The organism is Frischella japonica, from assembly GCF_014489845.1.
GTDB classification, from domain to species: domain Bacteria; phylum Pseudomonadota; class Gammaproteobacteria; order Enterobacterales; family Orbaceae; genus Frischella; species Frischella japonica.
In genome coordinates this window covers 18038-39394 of sequence record NZ_JABURY010000003.1, presented here as the reverse complement: position 1 = coordinate 39394, position 21357 = coordinate 18038, and the positions used below count along the sequence as shown (strand labels likewise).

At 36.8% G+C, this 21357-nt stretch carries 28 protein-coding genes; 3 read left to right on the top strand and 25 right to left on the bottom strand.

Annotated features, from left to right (window positions below):
• Positions 1-10: 10 nt before the first annotated feature.
• From rplE to rpsJ, 14 genes are all read right to left on the bottom strand, one after another.
• Positions 11-550: a 50S ribosomal protein L5 gene (rplE, locus tag FcAc13_RS00525; protein ID WP_187754258.1), complete on the bottom strand. Its 540-nt coding sequence runs from the start codon at positions 548-550 to the stop codon at positions 11-13.
• Between the two features lie 13 nt (positions 551-563).
• Positions 564-878: a 50S ribosomal protein L24 gene (gene rplX / locus FcAc13_RS00520; protein ID WP_187754257.1), complete on the bottom strand. Its 315-nt coding sequence runs from the start codon at positions 876-878 to the stop codon at positions 564-566.
• Between the two features lie 10 nt (positions 879-888).
• The gene (gene rplN / locus FcAc13_RS00515) at positions 889-1260 is read right to left on the bottom strand and encodes a 50S ribosomal protein L14 (protein WP_187754256.1); all 372 of its coding nucleotides are present in this window, start codon (positions 1258-1260) and stop codon (positions 889-891) included.
• A gap of 197 nt (positions 1261-1457) precedes the next feature.
• Positions 1458-1712, bottom strand: a complete 255-nt coding sequence (gene rpsQ, locus FcAc13_RS00510; RefSeq protein ID WP_039103324.1) for a 30S ribosomal protein S17 — start codon at positions 1710-1712, stop codon at positions 1458-1460.
• Entirely contained in the window at positions 1712-1903 is a 192-nt protein-coding gene (gene rpmC / locus FcAc13_RS00505; protein ID WP_187754255.1) for a 50S ribosomal protein L29, read from the bottom strand. The genes rpsQ and rpmC overlap by 1 nt, the downstream gene beginning before the upstream one ends.
• Complete coding sequence (gene rplP, locus FcAc13_RS00500; RefSeq protein ID WP_187754254.1) at positions 1904-2314, bottom strand: 50S ribosomal protein L16; 411 nt, start codon at positions 2312-2314, stop codon at positions 1904-1906. It abuts the gene before it with no gap.
• Between the two features lie 12 nt (positions 2315-2326).
• Positions 2327-3028, bottom strand: a complete 702-nt coding sequence (gene rpsC / locus FcAc13_RS00495; RefSeq protein WP_187754253.1) for a 30S ribosomal protein S3 — start codon at positions 3026-3028, stop codon at positions 2327-2329.
• A 15-nt stretch (positions 3029-3043) separates the two neighbouring features.
• Positions 3044-3376: a 50S ribosomal protein L22 gene (rplV, locus tag FcAc13_RS00490; RefSeq protein ID WP_187754252.1), complete on the bottom strand. Its 333-nt coding sequence runs from the start codon at positions 3374-3376 to the stop codon at positions 3044-3046.
• 13 nt (positions 3377-3389) lie between these two features.
• A complete protein-coding gene (gene rpsS / locus FcAc13_RS00485; protein ID WP_039103318.1) occupies positions 3390-3668 on the bottom strand; it encodes a 30S ribosomal protein S19 in 279 nt (92 codons plus the stop codon).
• An 18-nt stretch (positions 3669-3686) separates the two neighbouring features.
• Complete coding sequence (rplB, locus tag FcAc13_RS00480; RefSeq protein ID WP_187754251.1) at positions 3687-4511, bottom strand: 50S ribosomal protein L2; 825 nt, start codon at positions 4509-4511, stop codon at positions 3687-3689.
• A gap of 18 nt (positions 4512-4529) precedes the next feature.
• Positions 4530-4832 carry a 50S ribosomal protein L23 gene (gene rplW / locus FcAc13_RS00475; RefSeq protein WP_187754250.1) on the bottom strand — a complete coding sequence of 101 codons (303 nt, stop codon included), beginning with the start codon at positions 4830-4832 and terminating at the stop codon, positions 4530-4532.
• A complete protein-coding gene (rplD, locus tag FcAc13_RS00470; protein ID WP_187754249.1) occupies positions 4829-5443 on the bottom strand; it encodes a 50S ribosomal protein L4 in 615 nt (204 codons plus the stop codon). Before rplD ends, rplW begins: the two co-directional genes overlap by 4 nt.
• Before the next feature lie 16 nt (positions 5444-5459).
• Positions 5460-6086, bottom strand: a complete 627-nt coding sequence (gene rplC / locus FcAc13_RS00465; protein ID WP_187754248.1) for a 50S ribosomal protein L3 — start codon at positions 6084-6086, stop codon at positions 5460-5462.
• A 33-nt stretch (positions 6087-6119) separates the two neighbouring features.
• Entirely contained in the window at positions 6120-6431 is a 312-nt protein-coding gene (rpsJ, locus tag FcAc13_RS00460) for a 30S ribosomal protein S10 (protein ID WP_187754247.1), read from the bottom strand.
• A gap of 571 nt (positions 6432-7002) precedes the next feature.
• Here rpsJ and FcAc13_RS00455 point away from each other — a divergent pair.
• The 3 genes from FcAc13_RS00455 to tehB all read left to right on the top strand — a co-directional run bounded on the left by FcAc13_RS00455 (position 7003) and on the right by tehB (position 11137).
• Positions 7003-8862, top strand: coding sequence for an SLC13 family permease (locus FcAc13_RS00455; RefSeq protein WP_370633712.1), 1860 nt, complete (start codon positions 7003-7005; stop codon positions 8860-8862).
• A 220-nt stretch (positions 8863-9082) separates the two neighbouring features.
• The gene (gene fmt, locus FcAc13_RS00450) at positions 9083-10027 is read left to right on the top strand and encodes a methionyl-tRNA formyltransferase (protein ID WP_187754295.1); all 945 of its coding nucleotides are present in this window, start codon (positions 9083-9085) and stop codon (positions 10025-10027) included.
• 249 nt (positions 10028-10276) lie between these two features.
• A complete protein-coding gene (gene tehB / locus FcAc13_RS00445; RefSeq protein WP_187754294.1) occupies positions 10277-11137 on the top strand; it encodes an SAM-dependent methyltransferase TehB in 861 nt (286 codons plus the stop codon).
• Between the two features lie 116 nt (positions 11138-11253).
• On the opposite strand, the gene fdx is transcribed toward tehB, so the two are convergent.
• The 11 genes from fdx to FcAc13_RS00390 form a co-directional block, all read right to left on the bottom strand.
• Positions 11254-11592: an ISC system 2Fe-2S type ferredoxin gene (fdx, locus tag FcAc13_RS00440; protein ID WP_187754246.1), complete on the bottom strand. Its 339-nt coding sequence runs from the start codon at positions 11590-11592 to the stop codon at positions 11254-11256.
• 28 nt (positions 11593-11620) lie between these two features.
• Positions 11621-13480, bottom strand: coding sequence for a Fe-S protein assembly chaperone HscA (gene hscA, locus FcAc13_RS00435; RefSeq protein WP_187754245.1), 1860 nt, complete (start codon positions 13478-13480; stop codon positions 11621-11623).
• A 39-nt stretch (positions 13481-13519) separates the two neighbouring features.
• Complete coding sequence (gene hscB, locus FcAc13_RS00430) at positions 13520-14041, bottom strand: Fe-S protein assembly co-chaperone HscB (RefSeq protein WP_187754244.1); 522 nt, start codon at positions 14039-14041, stop codon at positions 13520-13522.
• 36 nt (positions 14042-14077) lie between these two features.
• Positions 14078-14401 carry an iron-sulfur cluster assembly protein IscA gene (gene iscA / locus FcAc13_RS00425; protein WP_187754243.1) on the bottom strand — a complete coding sequence of 108 codons (324 nt, stop codon included), beginning with the start codon at positions 14399-14401 and terminating at the stop codon, positions 14078-14080.
• Between the two features lie 229 nt (positions 14402-14630).
• Positions 14631-15011: a Fe-S cluster assembly scaffold IscU gene (gene iscU, locus FcAc13_RS00420; protein ID WP_187754242.1), complete on the bottom strand. Its 381-nt coding sequence runs from the start codon at positions 15009-15011 to the stop codon at positions 14631-14633.
• Between the two features lie 23 nt (positions 15012-15034).
• On the bottom strand, positions 15035-16249 hold the full coding sequence (locus tag FcAc13_RS00415; RefSeq protein WP_187754241.1) for an IscS subfamily cysteine desulfurase: 1215 nt from the start codon (positions 16247-16249) through the stop codon (positions 15035-15037).
• 29 nt (positions 16250-16278) lie between these two features.
• Positions 16279-16737 (bottom strand): Fe-S cluster assembly transcriptional regulator IscR, encoded by a 459-nt coding sequence (gene iscR / locus FcAc13_RS00410; RefSeq protein WP_187754240.1) that lies wholly within the window; start codon positions 16735-16737, stop codon positions 16279-16281.
• 176 nt (positions 16738-16913) lie between these two features.
• Positions 16914-18266 (bottom strand): MFS transporter, encoded by a 1353-nt coding sequence (locus FcAc13_RS00405; protein ID WP_246415067.1) that lies wholly within the window; start codon positions 18264-18266, stop codon positions 16914-16916.
• A gap of 768 nt (positions 18267-19034) precedes the next feature.
• Positions 19035-20402, bottom strand: a complete 1368-nt coding sequence (gene ulaA, locus FcAc13_RS00400; protein ID WP_187754238.1) for a PTS ascorbate transporter subunit IIC — start codon at positions 20400-20402, stop codon at positions 19035-19037.
• Positions 20403-20423: 21 nt separating this feature from the next.
• Positions 20424-20696, bottom strand: coding sequence for a PTS sugar transporter subunit IIB (locus FcAc13_RS00395; protein ID WP_187754237.1), 273 nt, complete (start codon positions 20694-20696; stop codon positions 20424-20426).
• A 32-nt stretch (positions 20697-20728) separates the two neighbouring features.
• Positions 20729-21172: a PTS sugar transporter subunit IIA gene (locus FcAc13_RS00390; RefSeq protein ID WP_187754236.1), complete on the bottom strand. Its 444-nt coding sequence runs from the start codon at positions 21170-21172 to the stop codon at positions 20729-20731.
• Positions 21173-21357: the final 185 nt, after the last annotated feature.

The following is a 21357-nucleotide window of genomic DNA, read 5'->3' as shown; positions in this document are numbered from 1 at the left end:
TACCCTACCTTTACTTACGAAATGGAAAGTTAAAGGCTGACAATAATGCGCGGCCTTCTTCATCTGATTGTGCGGTAGTGGTAATAGTAATATCTAAACCACGAACACGATCAACTTTATCGTAATCGATTTCAGGGAAAACGATTTGCTCACGGATACCCATACTATAGTTACCACGACCATCGAAAGATTTTGCGCTTAAACCACGAAAATCTCGAGTACGAGGTAAAGCAATATAAACTAAACGTTCAAAAAATTCCCACATACGTTCACCACGTAGTGTGACTTTACAACCAATAGGATACCCTTGACGGATTTTAAAACCAGCAACTGATTTGCGTGCTTTAGTGACAAGTGGTTTTTGACCACTGATTGCAGTAAGATCTGCAACTGCATTATCTAATAATTTCTTATCAGTAATAGCTTCACCCACACCCATATTCAAGGTGATCTTTTCGATCCGAGGGACTTGCATGACAGATTTGTAGCCAAACTGTTCTTGCAGTTTATTTACTACCTGTGCATTGTAGTAATCATGCAGTTTCGCCATCGTACACTCCAAATTACTTAATTATTTCATTAGTAGACTTATAAAAACGGACTTTTTTACCGTCTTCAAAACGAAAGCCTACGCGATCTGCTTTGCCTGTAGCACTATTGTAGATTGCTACGTTAGAAACATTAATAGCTGCTTCTTTCTCAACAATCCCACCTTCTTGGTTTAGTTGCGGTACTGGTTTTTGATGTTTTTTCACCAAATTTATACCTTCAACAATCACTTTGCCTGTAGACAAAACGCTTTTAACTTTACCGCGCTTACCTTTATCTTTACCGGTTAACACGATAACTTCATCTTCTCGACGGATTTTCGCTGCCATTACCCGCTCCTTACAGTACTTCTGGTGCTAATGAAATGATCTTCATAAACTTCTCAGAACGAAGTTCACGAGTGACCGGTCCAAAAATACGCGTACCAATCGGTTGCTCACTGTTATTATTTAATATAACACAAGCGTTACGATCGAAACGAATGACAGATCCATCAGGACGACGAACACCTTTTTTAGTACGTACTACTACAGCTTTAAATACATCACCTTTTTTTACTTTTCCACGTGGAATTGCTTCCTTAATGGAAACTTTGATGATATCACCCACTGCAGCATAACGACGGTGTGATCCACCGAGAACCTTGATACACATTACGCTACGTGCGCCAGAATTATCAGCGACATCGAGCCTAGTCTGTTCTTGGATCATTTTAATGCTCCGTATAATAAATTATTGTCTAATCTACCTTCATCCACCTCAACTACCATGGATAAGAATAGACAACCAAAAAATCCCACTTACATGAGGGCGCCTAGTATAACACCACTCAAATAAAATGGGTAGTATAAAATAAACGGCTAATATTAGCCGTTTATGATATTGTGTGCAATTTTTAATCGATTAGATTAAATAACTGCCTTTTCAACAACTCGAACAAGAGTCCAAGACTTAGTCTTAGATAGTGGACGGCATTCCTTAATTTCTACAGTATCACCAATTCCACACTCGTTATTCTCATCATGTACATGCAATTTAGTCGTACGTTTAATGAACTTACCATATAATGGATGTTTCACTTTACGTTCGATAGCAACCACGATAGATTTATCCATTTTGTCACTGATCACACGACCTTGCTGAGTACGAACATTAGTAGTCATTACGCACCCGCCTTTTCAGTTAATAACGTTTTGATTCGTGCGATATCACGACGCACTTGTTTAACTAAATGAGTTTGTTGTAACTGACCGCTTGCTAACTGCATACGTAAGTTAAATTGCTCACGTAATTTGTCTAGAAGTTCAGTATTTAACTCTTCAACGCTTTTTTCGCGTAGCTCTTTTGCTTTCATTTACATCACCGTCTTAATTACAAAGGTGGTTTTAATCGGCAGTTTTGCTGCTGCCAACGCAAATGCTTCACGAGCAACTTCTTCCGGTACACCATCCATTTCATAAAGGACTTTACCTGGTTGAATCAGTGCAACCCAGTATTCAACGTTACCCTTACCTTTACCCATACGCACTGCAAGTGGTTTTTCAGTAATTGGTTTGTCAGGGAAAACTCGAATCCAGATTTTACCTTGACGCTTAACTGCACGAGTCATTGCACGACGTGCTGCTTCGATCTGGCGCGCAGTCAAACGACCACGACCAACAGCCTTAAGACCGAAAGTACCGAAGCTAATATCGGCACCTGCAGCAAGACCGCGATTGCGACCCTTATGCATTTTACGGAATTTTGTACGCTTTGGTTGTAACATCAGCGACGCTCCTTATTGTTTTCGGCCTTTACGCTGCTTTTTCGGTTGAGCAGCAGGTTTTTCTACTTGTTCAACGGCAGCCATACCACCAAGGATCTCACCTTTGAAGATCCACACTTTAACACCAATAATACCATAAGTAGTTAGTGCTTCTGAAAGTCCATAGTCAATGTCTGCACGAAGTGTATGTAATGGTACACGACCTTCACGATACCATTCGCTACGAGCAATTTCTGCTCCGCCTAAACGGCCACTAACTTCAACTTTGATACCTTTAGCACCAGCTTTCATAGCATTTTGTACTGCACGTTTCATTGCACGACGGAACATAACACGACGTTCTAATTGAGCAGTGATACTGTCAGCAACTAATTTTGCATCAAGCTCAGGCTTACGAACTTCGGCAATGTTAATCTGTGCAGGTACACCAGCAATGCTCGCTACGGTATTACGCAATTTTTCTACGTCTTCACCTTTTTTACCGATTACGATACCAGGGCGAGCAGTATGAATAGTCACACGGATGCTCTTAGCTGGACGCTCGATCACGATCTTCGAGATTGACGCTTGTGCTAATTCTTTATTTAGAAATTGGCGTACTTTAAAATCGCCTTCTAAATTATCAGCGAATTCTTTTGTATCTGCATACCAGGTAGATGTCCAAGGTTTGACAATACCTAATCGGATACCATTTGGATTTACTTTTTGACCCATTGCTATTCTCCAGACCTAGCGATCAGACACGATCACAGTAATGTGACTCGTACGCTTCAAAATTCGATCCGCACGACCTTTAGCACGAGGCATAATACGCTTCATGGTTGGCCCTTCATCTACGAATATTTTCGCAACTTTCAGATCATCAATATCAGCACCGTCGTTATGCTCTGCATTAGCAATCGCAGATTCTAATACTTTTTTAACTAGTACAGCCGCTTTTTTATTGGTGTAAGTTAAAATATCAAGTGCCTGTGACACACTCTTACCGCGCACTAAATCAGCAACTAAGCGAACTTTCTGTGCAGAAGAACGAGCGTGGCGATATTTTGCAATTGTTTCCATCTCTTTCTCCTACTTATTTCTTCTTAGCTTTCTTATCTGCTGCATGACCGCGATAAGTACGAGTCGGCGCAAATTCACCGAGTTTATGACCAACCATTTCATCGGTAACATAAACTGGTACGTGCTGACGACCATTATGGACAGCGATGGTCAATCCGATCATATTAGGAAAGATCGTTGAACGACGGGACCAAGTACGTAATGGTTTCTTGTCCCCGCTTTCCACCGCTTTCTCTACCTTCTTCAGCAAGTGTAGGTCAATGAAAGGACCCTTCTTGAGAGAACGTGGCATAGCTAATCCTCTATTTAATTATTTCTTATTGCGATGGCGAACAATATACTTATCAGTACGTTTGTTGCTACGCGTTTTCAATCCTTTGGCTTTTTGACCCCATGGAGACACAGGATGTTTACCAAAGTTACGACCTTCACCACCACCATGTGGGTGATCTACTGGGTTCATCGCCGTACCACGAACAGTAGGACGAACGCCACGCCAACGTGTTGCACCAGCTTTACCTAATACGCGAAGCATATGTTCTGAATTGCCAACTTCACCAATAGTAGCACGACAATCAGATAATACTTTACGCATTTCGCCAGAACGAAGACGAAGTGTTACATATGAACCTTCACGTGCAATGATTTGAACATAGCTACCAGCAGAACGAGCAAGCTGTCCGCCTTTACCAGGTTTCATTTCAATATTGTGCACGGTAGAACCAACAGGGATATTACGCATTGGTAAACAGTTACCTGTTTTAATCGATGCATCAACACCAGATTGGATCTGATCTCCGGCTTTTAAGCCTTTTGGAGCTAGAATATAACGACGTTCACCGTCTTTATATAAAACTAACGCAATATTCGCACTACGATTTGGATCATATTCCAAACGCTCAACTGTAGCAGGAATACCATCTTTATTACGTTTAAAATCAACAATACGATAATGTTGTTTATGACCACCACCGATATGGCGAGTAGTAATACGTCCATTATTATTGCGACCACCAGTTTTGCTCTTTGCATCGAGCAAAGGTGCATAAGGTTTACCTTTATGCAACTCTGGGTTAACCACTTTAACAACGTGGCGACGACCCGGAGATGTAGGTTTACACTTAACAACTGCCATTGTTCTTACTCCTCCGAATTACTCAGCGACGCCTGCAAGGTCTAAATTTTGACCTTCAGCTAAAGTGACGTAAGCTTTTTTCCAGTCGCTACGACGACCAATTTGTTGACCACGACGTTTTACTTTACCTTTTACAACTAAAGTATTAACATCGTTTACCTTAACTTCAAATAGTTGTTCAACTGCGGCTTTGATCTCTTTCTTAGTAGCATCTTTAGCAACTTTTAACACTAATGTGTTATTTTTCTCCATTGAAAGAGATGCTTTTTCAGAAACATGAGGTGCACGCAGGACTTTAAGCAGACGCTCTTCTAGAATCATGCTACTTTCTCCTCTAACATTGCCTCAACTTGTTTCACTGCATCAACAGTCATGAGAACTTTTTCAAATGCAATTAAGCTAACTGGATCAATACCAGCAACATCACGCACATCAACTTTATAGATATTACGTGAAGCTAAGAAAAGATTTTCATCAATTTCAGAAGAAATAATCAATACATCATTAAGATCCATTGCTTTTAATTTCTGAATTAATAATTTAGTCTTAGGAGCTTCTACAGTGAATTTCTCAACTACCACTAAACGATCTTGACGCACTAACTCAGAGAAAATACTCTTTAGTGCACCACGATACATTTTACGGTTAACTTTTTGGCTATGATCTTGTGGTTTTGCTGCAAATGTTACACCACCACTACGCCAGATAGGGCTCTTTACAGAACCTGAACGAGCGCGACCAGTACCTTTTTGACGCCATGGTTTTTTGCCAGAACCAGCTACTTCTGCACGAGTTTTTTGACCACGAGTTCCTTGACGAGCTCCTGATGCATATGCAACAACAACTTGGTGAACTAATGCTTCATTAAAATCACGTCCGAAGGTAGTTTCTGAAACAGAAAGCGCTTGCGCGTCTTTAACTACTAATTCCATTTCTATCTCCTCGACGTTAAGCTTTAATCGCTGGTTTAACAATTACGTCACTATTGATTGCACCTGGAACAGCACCTTTAATTAATAAAAGGTTACGCTCTGCATCAACACGTACAATATCTAAGTTTTGAACAGTTACTCGTTCATTACCTAGGTGACCTGCCATTTTACGACCTTTGAACACTTTACCAGGAGTTTGGTTTTGACCGATAGAACCATGTCCACGGTGTGCCAAAGAGTTACCATGTGTAGCATCCTGAGTACGGAAATTCCAACGTTTTGTAACGCCAGCGAATCCTTTACCTTTAGATGTACCAGTAACATCAACTTTTTTAACGTCAGTAAAAATATCGACATTAATGCTTTGACCTACAGTGAATTCGCCTTCTTCAAAACGGAATTCCCATAAACCACGACCAGCTTCAACACCAGCCTTAGCAAAATGACCTGCTTCAGGTTTATTTACACGGCTAGCTTTTTTGCTACCAGTAGTAACCTGAATCGCTTGATAACCATCCTTCTCAATATTTTTCACTTGAGTAACACGGTTAGCTTCAACTTCAATTACGGTTACAGGAATTGAAACACCCTCTTCTGTGAAGATTCGTGTCATTCCCACTTTTCGACCGACTAAACCAATCATTGTTTCGACCTCTTAATCCTTTTCAGCCCAGAATTAACCCAAACTGATCTGCACGTCAACACCGGCAGCAAGATCTAGACGCATCAGAGCATCAACTGTTTTTGGAGTTGGTTCAACGATATCGACTAGACGTTTATGAGTACGAATCTCGTATTGATCTCGTGCGTCTTTATTAACGTGTGGTGAAATCAATACAGTGAAACGCTCTTTGCGCGTCGGTAATGGAATAGGACCACGAACTTGCGCACCAGTACGCTTCGCAGTTTCAACGATTTCCGCAGTAGATTGATCAATCAAACGATGATCGAATGCTTTTAGACGGATTCGGATTCTTTGGTTCTGCATGAGACCAGAGCTCCACTATAAAAAAGTTATAACAAAAGACTACCCCTCATTCCCTGTTTCGATTGACAGGAGAGTGTAATCCGTTCTTTACGTAACCCCCAAATCGGGAGTATTGTGCGGATGTAACCAAGACTGGCATCCAATAAACCTCGCCCTTATTGAGCGAAGTCCGAGTATTATACTGAAAAAGCGAATCAATGCAACTGTTTAATTGTGCAAAATTGATTCTATTTGGCTAATCAATAATTTATTAAAATCAACATGAATTATACTTTAAATTAACAAATTGAATATTATCGATTTTTATATAATTTATCAGTAATAATAAATATCTGTTTCTCTCTTCTTAAACATTAATGAACCAAAAATCCATGCCGTATCGTGGTTATTTCATTTTATTAGCATCAAATGTTGATAATAAAGCAGCGATAAAAGATATGTTAGTTTATTTTTTATACTAATATTGTTTAGCTTGCTCAAGAATATTTAGTTACGGTATGATATGGTAAAAATCACATAATAAAATGATCTCATTTTGAAACTATCTTCTATTACCCAAGAATTGCTTTCTCTGTTACCTCCCGCATTAGCAGAGCACTACCAATTACTGACAACTTGTAGCTTATTATTCGTCGTTATTATCCTATTTTCTTTTACCAAGTTACGTATGGATATTATTGCACTACTTGCTATAACCGCTATTATAATGACCGGTGTTTTAACACCTAGCGAAGCATTGTCTGGCTTTAGTGACCCTAATATTGTCTTGATCGCTTTATTATTTATTATTGGTGAGAGTCTTGTTAGAACCGGTATCTCTTATCAGATGAGTGAATACATCTTAAAAGTAGCCGGTAAGAATGATATTCGGATTATTATCCTCATTATGTTAGCTGTCGCTTTATTAGGATCGGTAATGAGTTCCACCGGTGTTGTAGCGATTTTTATTCCCGTTGTTATCAGTATTGCCACTCATTCAGGTATACATGTAAAAAAATTAATGATGCCATTATGTATTGCTGCATTAATTAGTGGCATGATGACATTAGTAGCTACGCCACCAAATTTAGTTGTTAACAGTGAGTTAGAACGAGCGACACTTGAAGAGTTCAAATTTTTTTCTATTACACCAATTGGTCTGGGAGTATTAGCGGTTGGCATTATCTACTGTATTATTAGTCGCAATTGGCTCATATCGAAAAAAACCGCTAATGAATTACAACAATCGCCAGCGCGTAGACAGATAACCGATTTAATTCGAGAATATAAATTGTCTGGTAGAGCCCACCGAGCTCAAATATTACCTGGTTCATCTTTTATAGGTAAAACGCTCGATAGTCTCCATCTTAGGAGTCAACAAGATGTTAACGTAATTGGGATAGAACGTTGGCGTAAATTTAGAAAAGTCTTAATACCGGTCAATAGTATGACTGAATTTCGTGAAGGTGATGTGCTGCTATTGGATTTCTGTCATTCTGATGCCGATTATCGTAATTTCCTAGCGGCTTATTCTTTAGAACCTAAAGTGCTACGTGGCGAATATTTTTCTGATCAAGTAAAAGAAGTTGGTATGGCGGAAGTAGCACTATTACCAGAATCATCATTATATGGAAAAACATTGAATGAAATCGATTTTCGCAGCAAATATTTCCTCACGGTAATCGGTATTCGTCGTAACCATGCTCCAATTGAAGCGAATAACTTATTTGAAGAAAAATTACAAATTAGTGATACATTATTAGTCTGTGGCGATTGGGGATCCATTCGCAAATTACAAACGAAAACAAATGATTTCGTCGTGTTAGATTTTCCCGCAGATATGGATGATGTAGCGCCGGCAAGTTCACAAGCCATTGCGGCATTAATTAATCTTACCATCATGATTGTATTAATGGTAAGCGGTATTGTGCCAAATGTCGTAGCAGCATTGATAACTTGTTTATTAATGGGACTTACGCGCTGTATTGATATGACAAGCGCTTATAAGTCGATTCACTGGCCTAGTTTAATTTTAATTATCGGTATGATGCCTTTCGCTCTAGCACTCAATAAAACAGGTGGTATTAATTTATTCTCAGATTTACTCAAACAACATCTTTCTGGTTATGGACCATATGTCGCATTAACTTTCATTTTTTTACTCTGTTCTGTGGTGGGATTATTTATTACTAACACCGCGACAGCAATTTTAATTGCACCAATTGCCATCAATATTGCACTTGGGTTTGGATATTCTCCATACCCATTTGCTATGACAGTAGCCATTGCCACTTCAGCATCATTTATTACACCGGTTTCGTCACCGGTAAAAACCATGATTGTTGCTCCAGGTGGTTATAGTTTTGGTGATTTTGTTAAAGTTGGCGTACCATTGACCTTTCTAGTTCTTATTGTTGATATTCTCTTAGTCCCACTCTTTTTTCCATTTTAAGTAATTTTATGGGTTATCCTCAGTTAACAACTATGTTTAATTAGCTCAATGGGTAACATTGAGCTAAAAAATACCAATCTTTGGCCTCATAAATATTGTTCTAACTTAAACTGATAACTGCAAATCAATAACATTTAAGTATATACTAGTTAACGACAAAATAGAGAAGAGTTATACATTCTTCAAAGAATAACAGGTAATTATCATGATAGAACATAACATAAAACAACCTCTAAAAATTATTTTTGCTGGTACACCCGATTTTGCAGCAAAACATTTACAAGCACTTCTTGATTCTTCACATCAAGTCATAGCGGTATTTACTCAACCAGACAAACCGGCAGGTCGAGGAAATAAAATCACAGCAAGTCCGGTAAAACAACTAGCCCTACAACATCATATACCAGTTTACCAACCCGCAACGCTAAAAGAACTAACAAATCAACAAATGATTGCTGAACTTAATGCCGATATTATGATTGTGGTCGCTTACGGATTAATTTTACCGCAAGCTGTACTAGATATGCCAAAACTTGGTTGTATCAATGTTCATGGATCACTATTACCAAAATGGCGTGGCGCTGCACCAATTCAACGAGCATGCTGGGCAGGCGATAAAGAAACAGGCGTAACCATTATGCAAATGGATGCCGGGCTTGATAGTGGTGACATGTTATATAAACAAAAATGTATGATTGAAGAGCATGATACCAGTGCTTCATTGTATGATAAATTAGCTCAACTAGGTCCAGAGGCTTTACTTAAAGCCTTAACGCTAATCATCGAAAAAAAAATATACCCACAAAAACAAGATCAATCACAAGTTACTTATGCGGCAAAACTCTCAAAACAAGAAGCTAAATTAGATTGGCATTTACCTGCAGAACAACTTGAACGTTGCATTCGTGCTTTTAATCCATGGCCAATAAGTTACTTTGAAATCAATGGAGCACCAGTAAAAGTTTGGCAAGCCAATGTAATACTTAAAGCTTGTAAGCAGGAACCTGGCACGATCATACAAGCGGATAAGCATGGTATTCAAGTTGCCACCTCTGCAGGAATTTTAAATATTACTCAATTACAACCATCCGGAAAAAAAGTCATGTCTGCACAAGATATTCTTAATTCACGTAAAGCGTGGTTCACTGTTGGTAATAGCATTTAAATAATATATAAATGATAAAGTTTTTTATATCAATTCCCGTAATATCAAAATAATATGTTGAAAACTTTATCATTTTTTACAGGTTAAAAAACCCATTTATAATGTCATGACTAACACAAATTATTCTTTTGCTTTTATAAAAAAAAACACAGTAAAATATCAAAAATTTCAAAAAAAATAATGGCATACGTCTAAATATCCTCCTATAATGCTCAACGAATTAATATAATATTGAGAATATGAAAAGTGATAGCAAACCTAGTCAATTATAAAACTTTTCCCATTTGGTACATAAATACCATTCCAGAAATATTTAGAGAATCAAACCGCACAGATGAGGAAACTTGGATAAAACTAGCCATTTTTAAGGGTGAAATGGAATTTGCAACTTTGGATAACACTGGAAATATTACTGGCATGCATTATTTTTCTGTGGATAATCAACCTCCGTTTATCATACCTCAACATCGCCATAAAATTGTCACTGTATCAGACGATATCGAATGCCAACTATCTTTCTATTGTGATAAAAAAGATTATTGTCGTAAGAAATATGGCTTACCCCAAACACATAGCAATGTGATCAAAGCGACTAAAATTATAGCTGGAGGTAAGGCATTAGACTTAGGATGTGGATCAGGACGCAACGCATTATATTTAAACTTATTTGAGTTTGATGTTGATGCTGTCGATAAAAATGAAAATTGTATTAAAAATCTCAATCAAATCATTAAACAGGACTATCTCACAAAAATAAAAGCCAAAGTTTATGACATCAATCAAGCAAATCTAACTGGACAATATGACTTAATTATATCAACTTCAGTAATGATGTTCTTACAACCAGATCGAATTTCAGATATCATTAACAATATGCAGAATATAACCAATTCAAAAGGTTACAATCTTATTGTGAACGCAATGTCGACTGCCGATTACCCTTGTTCCATACCATTTCCATTTACCTTTAAAAAAGAAGAATTACGTCAATATTATCAAAACTGGAATATCATTGAGTATAATGAAAATGTTGAACAATTACATAAAACAGATCACAATGGTAATCACATACGATTACGGTTTGCAACGTTATTAGCTCAAAAGAAATGAAGAAATACTTCATACCGTAAAAAAATATCAATAAAGAGACCAATATGAACGAATAGTTCATCAGGGAATTCCCATTCAAAAGCTAACTTAGTTTTAAAACAACATAGTGATATTAATTAATGATCTTCTTTTGCATGATTCAAGCTATAACGAGGAATTTCAACCGTCAAATCCTCATCGTCAACTCTGGCTTGACAACTTAAACGACTATGAGGCTCAACTCCCCAAGCTTTATCAAGCATATCATCTTCTTGTTCATCGCTAGGTTCTAATGAATCAAAACCTTTTCGTACTATACAGTGACATGTAGAACACGCACATGACATTTCACATGCATGATCAATTTCAATATCATTACGTAATGCTACTTCTAAAATTGATTCACCCTTCTCAGCTTCAACTGTGATACCTTCTGGGCAAAGATCAGCATTCGGTAAAAAAGTAATCTTTGGCATAATTCGCTCTCTTTTTAAAATTCAAGGCTTAAATATCATCAACTCGCTGACCGGCCAATGCATGTTTAATGGAACGATCCATTCTTCTGGCAGCAAATTCTTGGGTTAAGTGATCCATTTTCTTAATTTGCCTCTCGATTTCACTACTATCTTGTTCTTCTGCTAATGTAGCTAAGCGTTGCTTTTCAATTAGAATCACATCAAGTTCCGAACGAGATAATAAATCAGCGTCTTGTGCCAAGGCCGTTTGTAAACTTTCTAATACTCGTGCAGCTTCAACTCTCTGTTCAGCAAGGCGCCGTGCTTGTTTATCAAATTCAGCATGACTTAACGAGTCTTGAATCATCTGTGCAATTTCTTTATCCGTTAATCCATAAGATGGTTTGATTTGTATTGCGGCTTGCACACCGGTAGATTTTTCGATAGCTGTAACACTTAATAAACCATCAGCATCAACTTGAAATGTTACCCGAATATGGGCTCCTCCAGCGGGCATCGGTGGAATACCATGTAATGTAAAACGCGCTAACGAGCGACAACCGGCAACCGTTTCACGTTCGCCTTGTAAAACATGGATCATCATCGCAGTTTGACCGTCTTTAAACGTTGTAAACTCTTGGGCATAAGCACATGGAATGGTCGTATTACGTGGAATGATTTTTTCCACTAACTCCCCCATGGTTTCAACTCCTAATGATAGCGGAATAACATCAAGTAATAACATGTCGGCATCGGGTTTATTCCCCACTAAGATATCGGCTTGAATCGCGGCACCAATCGCGACTACCCGATCAGGATCAATTGAGGTTAACGGCGTTTGATCGAAGAATTCGCCAACTCTGTCACGCACATAGGGAATACGTGTGGATCCGCCAACCATAACAACTTCAACAACATCAGTGATATCCACATTAGCATCTTTCAATGCGCGTCGGCATGAAAATAATGTTTTTTTAATTAAAGGTTCAATTAAATGATTAAATTCTTGGCGGGAAAGGTATCCGTGCCAACCATTAAAATCAATATTTACTTGTTCATAAATAGATAACTGCTGTTTGATCTGATTTGCCAGGTCGAGTAATTGCCGTTGTAAATACGGATCATAACGATTGCTCACTTTAGCTTTATCGGCAATCCATAAGGCTAATTGTTGATCAAAATCATCGCCACCTAATGCTGAATCACCGCCTGTAGCTAAAACTTCAAATACTCCTTTACTTAACCGGAGTATCGAAATGTCAAATGTGCCGCCCCCCAAATCATAAACAGCTATAACCCCTTCCTGCCCAGAATCCAACCCATAGGCAATTGCTGCAGCAGTAGGTTCGTTTAATAAACGCAATACATGTAATCCGGCTAAGTTTGCTGCATCTCTGGTTGCCTGACGTTGCCCATCATCAAAATACGCTGGAACAGTTATGACTACTCCATCTGGTGCTTGACCTAATGATTCATTTGCTCTTGTAACTAATGCACGTAAAATATCAGCTGAAACTTGAATCGGATTAACAGTTCGATTAACCAAATTTAAAATCGGTACGCCATTTTCGCCTGCGCTAAGTGAGTAAGGTAAATGATTATTATCTATATCACTAATATGACGACCCATCATCCTTTTAATCGAGCTAACAGTATTGTGTGGATCAAGAACAGCCCCTTGCTTAGCACGATAACCGATCGTAATTAAACTATTCCCATCATGATCAATACCATAATGTACCACAGAAGGAAGCAAATGGTTCCCTTCTAAATCAGGTAACGTTTCAGCTTGCCCACTTCGCACCGTTGCCACAAGTGAATTAGTTGTACCAAGATCTATACCTACCGCGACACGTCGTTGATGTGGTGGTGCCGTCTGCCCTGGCTCACTGATTTGCAATAAAACCATGAAATATTCTCTTTAGACTAATAGATTAATAATAAGATATTATAAATTAAACTGTTTTTCTTGAAGCAGCTCGATCTGTTCAATCAATTTTGCATAATAACGTAGCTTATATAATTGCTGTTTTGCCATTAGCCAATGAGATTGATTAATATACTCTAATAATTGTGCATAAATTTGATTTTTACGCTCAATCATCTCATCATAAAATAATGTTAACTCATCCCAATTTTGCGCATGTTCAAGATCATCCAGTTGCTCTCGCAACATAAATTGTTCCATCAAAAATGGACTATCATGAATAGTTTGCTGCTCTTCATTAATATTTATTCCTTCTAAACTTAGCCGATATTCGGCAGCTTTAATAGGATCTTTTAGGGTTTGATAAGCAGCATTGATGGAAGCTGATTGTTGCAAAATTGCAGCTTTTTCGTTATCTGGCGCTGTCGCATAGTTATCTGGATGAAACTGCCGCTGTAATTGCTGATAGTGTAAACTTAAAAGGGAACCATCAATGGGTAATACAACTGGTAATTGCAATAAATTAAAATAATTTTTTTCCATTTCCCCCCCTCTTATTTACAAAAGCAATATGCCTGACTAGACATTGAAACTTTCACCACAACCACACTCATTTTTAACATTTGGATTGCTGAATTTGAAACCTTCATTCAAGCCTTCTTTAACAAAATCTAATTCGGTACCATCTAAATAGACAAGGCTTTTTTTATCAACAATAATTTTGACTGATTTGTCTTCAAAAATTGTATCATCGTCATATATCTCATCAGCAAACTCAAGAACATAAGCCATACCAGAGCATCCCGATGTTTTGACGCCAAGACGTAACCCGATACCTTTGCCACGGTTAGCTAAAAATGAGTGTATCCGATTAGCTGCACTTTCAGTTAAAGTCACTGACATATCTTTTTCCTTTATTATGTATCCCATACCATTATCCGAATAACCATCTAAATTCATTACTAAATGTAGAAAGATTTATACTAAAATCTAATATATTTCGCATAAATAGTGCAACGTAATGTCGGAATATCATAATTTATTCAATGTATCTACATGCCATTTTTATAATTTGGCCAATAGATGAGGTGGATGACATATAATAAAAAACATATCACGATTAAAAATGATATTATTTTTTCTTACTTTTATAATCTTCAATGGCTGCTTTTATCGCATCTTCTGCCAAGATCGAACAGTGAATTTTTACCGGTGGTAGCGCCAACTCTTCAGCAATATCAGTATTTTTAATCGCACTCGCCTCATCTAAAGACTTACCTTTAATCCACTCTGTCACTAAAGAGCTTGATGCAATAGCACTACCACAACCATAGGTTTTAAACTTTGCATCTTCAATAATACCATTGTCATTAACCTTAATCTGTAAACGCATCACATCACCACATGCTGGTGCGCCAACCATACCACTACCAACATTTGGATCATTTTTATCAAATGAACCAACATTACGAGGATTTTCGTAATGATCGACAACTTTGTCACTATATGCCATAATTTTTCCTCGTTTAACTGTTTTTAATGGGCTGACCATTTGATTTGCGATAAATCAACACCGTCTTGGAACATCTCCCATAATGGAGATAAATCGCGTAATTTACCAATCGAATCATGTAACAACTTAATCACATAATCGACCTCTTCTTCGGTACTAAATCGACCTAACGAAAAACGAATAGAACTATGTGCTAATTCATCATTTAAACCTAGAGCGCGTAATACATAAGATGGCTCTAAACTTGCAGAAGTACAAGCAGAACCCGATGAAACGGCTAAATCCTTTAATGCCATCATTAAAGATTCACCTTCAACATAAGCGAAACTTACATTTAAAATATTTGCGACACTATGCTCCATAGAACCATTCAAATAGACTTCATCAATATCTTTTAAACCATTCCATAAACGTTGCTTTAATGCCTGTAAGCGGGCCATCTCGCTATCCATTTCTTGCTTAGCGATACGATAGGCTTCACCCATACCGACAATTTGATGTACCGGTAAAGTTCCCGAGCGCATGCCTCTTTCATGTCCGCCACCATGCATCTGTGCTTCAATACGAATACGTGGTTTACGTCTTACATATAAGCCGCCAATACCTTTAGGACCATATAATTTGTGACTAGAAAAGGACATTAAATCAACTTTCAACTTCGTTAAATCGATCGGTAATTTACCAACACTTTGTGTCGCATCGACATGAAAAACAATACCACGACTACGACATAATTCACCGATTTTTTCGATATCCTGAATAATACCGATTTCATTATTTACATGCATAATAGAAACCACAATGGTATCATCACGTATTGCTTGCTCTAGCTTCTTCAGGTCAATTAAACCATTTGTTTCTGGTGATAGATAAGTAACTTCATAGCCTTCACGTTCTAATTGACGACAAGTGTCTAATACTGCTTTATGTTCAGTTTTACAAGTAATAATATGCTTACCTTTGGCTTTGTAAAAGTGAGCCGCACCTTTAATTGCTAAGTTATCTGCTTCAGTCGCACCAGAAGTAAAGACGATCTCACGAGCATCGGCACCAATTAAATCAGCAATTTGATTACGGGCAATATCAACTGCCTCTTCAGCTTGCCAACCAAAACGATGTGAACGGGACGCTGGGTTACCAAATATGCCATCCAGCGTTAAATATTGCATCATTTTCTCTGCTACCCGAGGATCAACGGGAGTTGTTGCAGCATAATCCATATAAATTGGAAGTTTCATTTAGCGCTCCAATAATCAATATCTCATAATCAGTTAAGGTGATTGACTCGAATGACATTATCTTGTCTATCGGCGATAGTTTTAACATCTTCACTTTTGACGAGCTCACTCAATGTAATACCCGTTAAAAAACTATCAATTCGTTCACTTAACTCATTCCATAATGAATGGGTTAAACATTTAACACCACCCTGACAACCTTCCTCGCCATGACACTTAGTCGCAGTGACAGTTTCATCAACCGCTTTCACAATCGAACTGATGGCAATTTCATTCATTTTACGACCAAGTACATAGCCTCCACCAGGACCTCTAACACTGATGACTAAGCCATTTTTTCTAAGACGCGAGAATAATTGCTCAAGATAAGACAACGAAATCGCTTGCCTTACTGATATATCCGCCAACGACACAGGACCTTTTTTTGAATGAAGTGCAACATCAAGCATTGCAGTTACTGCATAGCGACCTTTTGATGTTAATTTCATAAGTTATTTCCTTTTTGATTTTAATCGCGTATTGTATATATCCTTTTTTTTTAGTCAAGTATTTAGTTGAGTATTTTAGTCGGATATTAACAATAGCTAAAATCAATCGTATAAAAAAGGGGCACCATTAGGTGCCCCAATATACATATAGAAAATTTATCTAGTTAGCTTAAGTATTATTTATTAATACTAAATTTAGTAATTATAGTACAAATAATATAAAAAAGAATAAATACAATTAAAGCATAATAAACAGAATTAAATAATAACAATGATAAACTAAATATCTGCGGTATAAAAAAACCACCAATTGCACCAATTGCTGATATAAACCCTAAAGCTGCCGCAGTTTCTGTCATAGCATTTCTCGTGGCTAATGTTTGATTAACACCTTTTAGTGTTAATCGATCAATGACATGTTGGCGGAATATAGTTGCAATCATTTGAAATGTTGAGCCACTACCTAATCCAGCTATAAAAAACATCAATAGAAAAGCGCTATAAAAACCGACGAATGAGCCCTCAATTGATAATATATTTGGTAGAGATAAAAATACAGATATGACTAAAATAATCATTAAAATATAATTAATTAAAGTCATATAAATACCATTAAATTTATCGGCGAACACTCCACCGATTGGTCGCGCCAGCACTCCAATCAAAGGTCCCCAAAAAGCCAAATAGGTTATATTGATTTCGGGAAAGAGTGTGTTAGATAACATCGCAAAGGCGGCGGAAAAACCGATAAAAGATCCAAATGTAGCTAAATATGGCAAACTTAATATCCACATCATTTTATCTTTCAATACCACCGATTGCAATTTAAACGATGCTTTTATGCCAGGTAAGTCATTCATTTTCCATAATGCTATTGCCGATAAAACAATCAGTATCGGTACCCAAATTAAAGCCGCATTCTGCAACCAAATTTTTTGACCATTTGCCAATAATATCCATTTTTCATCAAACATAGGTAAAAAGATAATAAAAGATGTGACTAATTGAATGACGCTAACTCCTAAACTACCCAATCCACCATTTAAACCAAGTGCCGCGCCTAAGTGTGCTTTAGGGTAAAAGAAACTGATATTTGCCATACTTGAAGCATAATTAGCACCACCCAAACCACATAACAACGCAATTAACACAAACTCGCTGTAAGACGTAGTCGGATTTTTAATCGCATATCCGAGCCATAGACAAGGAATAATCAAAATAAAGGTACTAAATGCGGTCCAAAATCGGCCACCAAAAATTGGAATAACAAATGAATAAGGTACCCGAAGAATTGCCCCAGAAATAGATGGAATAGCCGTTAATAAAAATAATTGCGTATTAGAAAAATGGAATCCAATTGCGTTTAAATGAATAGTAATAATACTAAATAGCATCCAAACACAAAAACTGAGTAATAAGCAACAAATTGAAATTTTTAAATTACGATTTGCAATTTTTTTACCCGTTCTTTCCCAAAACCAATCATCTTCTGGATACCATTGTTGTATTGTATGCAAAGTATAACTCATCATCTATCCCTCTACCATTTCGCTAAAAGATTAATCACCAACACCTTGATTGGAATTAAAAATAGTATAAAGGATTTGCAATAAATGTAAATTATATCAATGGGTTACAATTTTTTAACTGGGGATTTAATCGCATATTAAGAAATTACTTTCTTATTTTTTCTAATAATCGATACAAACTTTATTTATTAGTTTTTTCGCTGAAAAATCATTTTTTTATAGGACTTAGTCGGATAAAGAAAACATTAACCCATTACTTTAAATCATTTAATAACAAACCATATGATGGTTAAGTACTCTATTTGCCTACAAATTTGATAATGATTTTAATAACCTATTTTAAAAATTAATATCAAAAAAAATTTCAAGAAACTTTTATTAATTAATTTATAACCTATTAATTTTATTGTTGATAATTATCGATATGTTTAAATTATTTACTTTGTCTACAGCTTGACTGATTGCTCATATTTTACGCTATAAGCAATTATGGGATAACAAAACTACAGCGAGTTTATAACCATAAAACACGTTTAAATATGTTCTATCGAAAAGGAATACTGACATTACTTAATAGTGAAAATTCTTTTTTACCTGTGAATATTTTAAAAGCACTTTTATTAAGTAAAAAAGAATGTCTACCACCAAATAAAAAAGGCTCAATTCACTTGAGCCATATAAAATTATTAATCTATGATTAAAAACTGTAAGAAATATACTCTCTTGCCGTTACTATATAATAATAACATTTCTTAAACTAACTAAAATTTATGCTTCGTTATTACTTTTCTTTGGTTTCACGGTATAGTTATATATTACAAGCAAAGCAAAAATTGCCACAATAATCCCCATAATGATATCTTTATTGAACCATTCAGCCATATAACCGATAATAATACCAACACCGCAGAAATCAACATCAGAAAATGTAGTCGTATTGCCAAAACCGATAGAACCTAATACGGGTAATAGCAAAACAGGTAAAAATGTGACCAATAAACCATTAACAAATCCACCAAGCATTGCCCCTCGACGCCCGCCCATCGCATTCCCAAATACGCCAGCCGTTGCACCACAAAAGAAATGCGGAACTACCCCAGGTAAAATAAGTGATAATTTTAGTTGCCCTAAGACAAATAATCCAACCAAACCACCGAGAAAACTAAACATAAAACCAATCAATACGGCATTTGGCGCATAAGGAAATACAACCGGGCAATCCAAAGCAGGTTTAGCATTTGGCACTAATTTTTCAGAAAATCCAGTGAAAGCCGGCACAATTTCCGCAAGAATTAAACGTACGCCTTGTAGAATGATAAAGACACCCGCAGCAAAAGTAATTGCCTGAATAATAGAATAAACTAAATAGTTATCGCCGTGACTGAGTTTAGTATTTATATATTCAGGTCCAGCGCAAATTGCCAAAATCAAGTAGATGACCATCATGGTTAATGATATCGAAATCGAGCTATCACGTAAAAAACTCAAGTTTTTAGGGAGATTCATCTCTTCTGTCGAACGCGATCCTTTACCGACTAATTGTCCTAACGAGCCAGCTATGACATAACCTAATGTACCGAAATGACCAAAAGCAACATCATCATTACCCGTAATTTTACGCATTTGAGATTGTGCTAGCGCTGGAAAGAAAGCCATTATTAAACCAAGTACTAAAGCTCCAGTAAAGACTAACTGCCAATCTGTAAAACCGGCTACGGTCAAAATAATACTAATCATACAAGCCATATAAAAAGTATGATGACCAGTTAGAAAAATGAATTTTAAACGAGTGAAGCGGGCTACCACAATATTGGCTACCATTCCAAATGCCATGATCAATGCAGTTGTCACACCATATTCTTTCATAGCCATTGATACTATCGCTTCATTATTCGGAACAAAACCTTTTAAATTAAAAGCATGTTCAAACATTTCACCTAGCGGTGTAATTGAGTTAACGACGACACCAGCACCACCTCCTAACACCAAAAAACCGAGAATCGTTTTAACTGTTCCTTTAACTGTATCGGCAAATGATTTACGTTGCGCTATTAGTCCGATCATCGCAATAATCCCAACTAATACCGCGGGTACTTTTAAAATATCAACGATAAATTTCACGACTTCTTGAATCATAGCAACACCTCATAAATTTGATTATTGCTTAGCAAAATGTTCAACAAGCTTAGCTTCCAACTCGTTGATATCAATAATATTGTTCAAAACGACTAATTTATCTGCGGGAATACCCGAACTTGCAGCTAAATCTTTAGTCATGATAAATAAATCAGCCTGATCAGGTGTTGCCGATGCAAGATCTGCATGAGTAACTTCAGCATCAATCGCTAACTTTTTCAAAACTTTTTTAGTATTCATTTCAACCATAAAACTACTACCAAGACCAGAACCACAAACTGCCATAATTTTCATAGTGTTTATCCTTTTACCTATAACTATAAGTGTTAATAACGATTAATTACTGCCAAGACTTGCTCTCGGTCTTGTGCCTTAAATATTGTTTCGATGTCCTTGGATTCAGCGAATAATGCGGCTAATTGAGTTAACATATCAACATGACTAGAACTATCATTCGCTGCTAATAAAGTGATTAAGTAAACAGGATCATTCTCCGACGAATTAAATTTTACCCCTTTTTTCACTAACAACATGGATAACCCAAGTCGATTAACGCCTTGTTCTGGTCTAGCATGTGGCATTGCAATACCGGGTGCTAATACATAATACGGACCAATTGTTTCGTGCAATTGAAAAATTGCTTCGATATAAGCTGGTGTAATAGCATTATTTTCTAATAATGGTGATGCACAAAGCCTAATGGCTTGTTTCCAATCATCTACTGACTCAACAACATTTACCGTTTGTTGCGTTAACCATTTTGCTAGCATTTTTCCTCCAATAAAGCCATTATTGTGATTTTCTATTAAAAAGTTAGCATACTATGTAACAATAAAAATTAAAGAATATAAAAATTGTGATAGCGCTATCAAAAAATAATTAAATTTTTAACAATTCTGTGATACAGATAACATCTTTATATATTGAAAAGAAAATAAGAATGGTTACAGTCTAA

Bases quoted from the DNA above. Each gene is read 5' to 3' on its own strand.
- rplN (WP_187754256.1), bottom strand. From the start codon at position 1,260: ATGATCCAAGAACAGACTAGGCTCGATGTCGCTGATAATTCTGGCGCA.
- hscA (WP_187754245.1), bottom strand. From the start codon at position 13,480: ATGGTTTTATTGCAAATCAGTGAGCCAGGGCAGACGGCACCACCACAT.
- rplE (WP_187754258.1), bottom strand. From the start codon at position 550: ATGGCGAAACTGCATGATTACTACAATGCACAGGTAGTAAATAAACTG.
- rpsJ (WP_187754247.1), bottom strand. From the start codon at position 6,431: ATGCAGAACCAAAGAATCCGAATCCGTCTAAAAGCATTCGATCATCGT.
- rpsQ (WP_039103324.1), bottom strand. From the start codon at position 1,712: ATGACTACTAATGTTCGTACTCAGCAAGGTCGTGTGATCAGTGACAAA.
- FcAc13_RS00390 (WP_187754236.1), bottom strand. From the start codon at position 21,172: ATGCTAGCAAAATGGTTAACGCAACAAACGGTAAATGTTGTTGAGTCA.
- FcAc13_RS00415 (WP_187754241.1), bottom strand. From the start codon at position 16,249: ATGAAACTTCCAATTTATATGGATTATGCTGCAACAACTCCCGTTGAT.
- rpsC (WP_187754253.1), bottom strand. From the start codon at position 3,028: ATGGGTCAAAAAGTAAATCCAAATGGTATCCGATTAGGTATTGTCAAA.
- rplD (WP_187754249.1), bottom strand. From the start codon at position 5,443: ATGGAATTAGTAGTTAAAGACGCGCAAGCGCTTTCTGTTTCAGAAACT.
- rplC (WP_187754248.1), bottom strand. From the start codon at position 6,086: ATGATTGGTTTAGTCGGTCGAAAAGTGGGAATGACACGAATCTTCACA.
- rplW (WP_187754250.1), bottom strand. From the start codon at position 4,832: ATGATTCTAGAAGAGCGTCTGCTTAAAGTCCTGCGTGCACCTCATGTT.
- rpsS (WP_039103318.1), bottom strand. From the start codon at position 3,668: ATGCCACGTTCTCTCAAGAAGGGTCCTTTCATTGACCTACACTTGCTG.
- rplB (WP_187754251.1), bottom strand. From the start codon at position 4,511: ATGGCAGTTGTTAAGTGTAAACCTACATCTCCGGGTCGTCGCCACGTT.
- iscA (WP_187754243.1), bottom strand. From the start codon at position 14,401: ATGTCAGTGACTTTAACTGAAAGTGCAGCTAATCGGATACACTCATTT.
- ulaA (WP_187754238.1), bottom strand. From the start codon at position 20,402: ATGATTCAAGAAGTCGTGAAATTTATCGTTGATATTTTAAAAGTACCC.
- FcAc13_RS00395 (WP_187754237.1), bottom strand. From the start codon at position 20,696: ATGAAAATTATGGCAGTTTGTGGTTCTGGTCTTGGTAGTAGTTTTATG.
- fdx (WP_187754246.1), bottom strand. From the start codon at position 11,592: ATGCCAAAGATTACTTTTTTACCGAATGCTGATCTTTGCCCAGAAGGT.
- rpmC (WP_187754255.1), bottom strand. From the start codon at position 1,903: ATGAAAGCAAAAGAGCTACGCGAAAAAAGCGTTGAAGAGTTAAATACT.
- rplX (WP_187754257.1), bottom strand. From the start codon at position 878: ATGGCAGCGAAAATCCGTCGAGAAGATGAAGTTATCGTGTTAACCGGT.
- rplP (WP_187754254.1), bottom strand. From the start codon at position 2,314: ATGTTACAACCAAAGCGTACAAAATTCCGTAAAATGCATAAGGGTCGC.
- rplV (WP_187754252.1), bottom strand. From the start codon at position 3,376: ATGGAAACAATTGCAAAATATCGCCACGCTCGTTCTTCTGCACAGAAA.
- iscR (WP_187754240.1), bottom strand. From the start codon at position 16,737: ATGAAATTAACATCAAAAGGTCGCTATGCAGTAACTGCAATGCTTGAT.
- FcAc13_RS00405 (WP_246415067.1), bottom strand. From the start codon at position 18,266: ATGAGTTATACTTTGCATACAATACAACAATGGTATCCAGAAGATGAT.
- iscU (WP_187754242.1), bottom strand. From the start codon at position 15,011: ATGGCATATAGTGACAAAGTTGTCGATCATTACGAAAATCCTCGTAAT.
- hscB (WP_187754244.1), bottom strand. From the start codon at position 14,041: ATGGAAAAAAATTATTTTAATTTATTGCAATTACCAGTTGTATTACCC.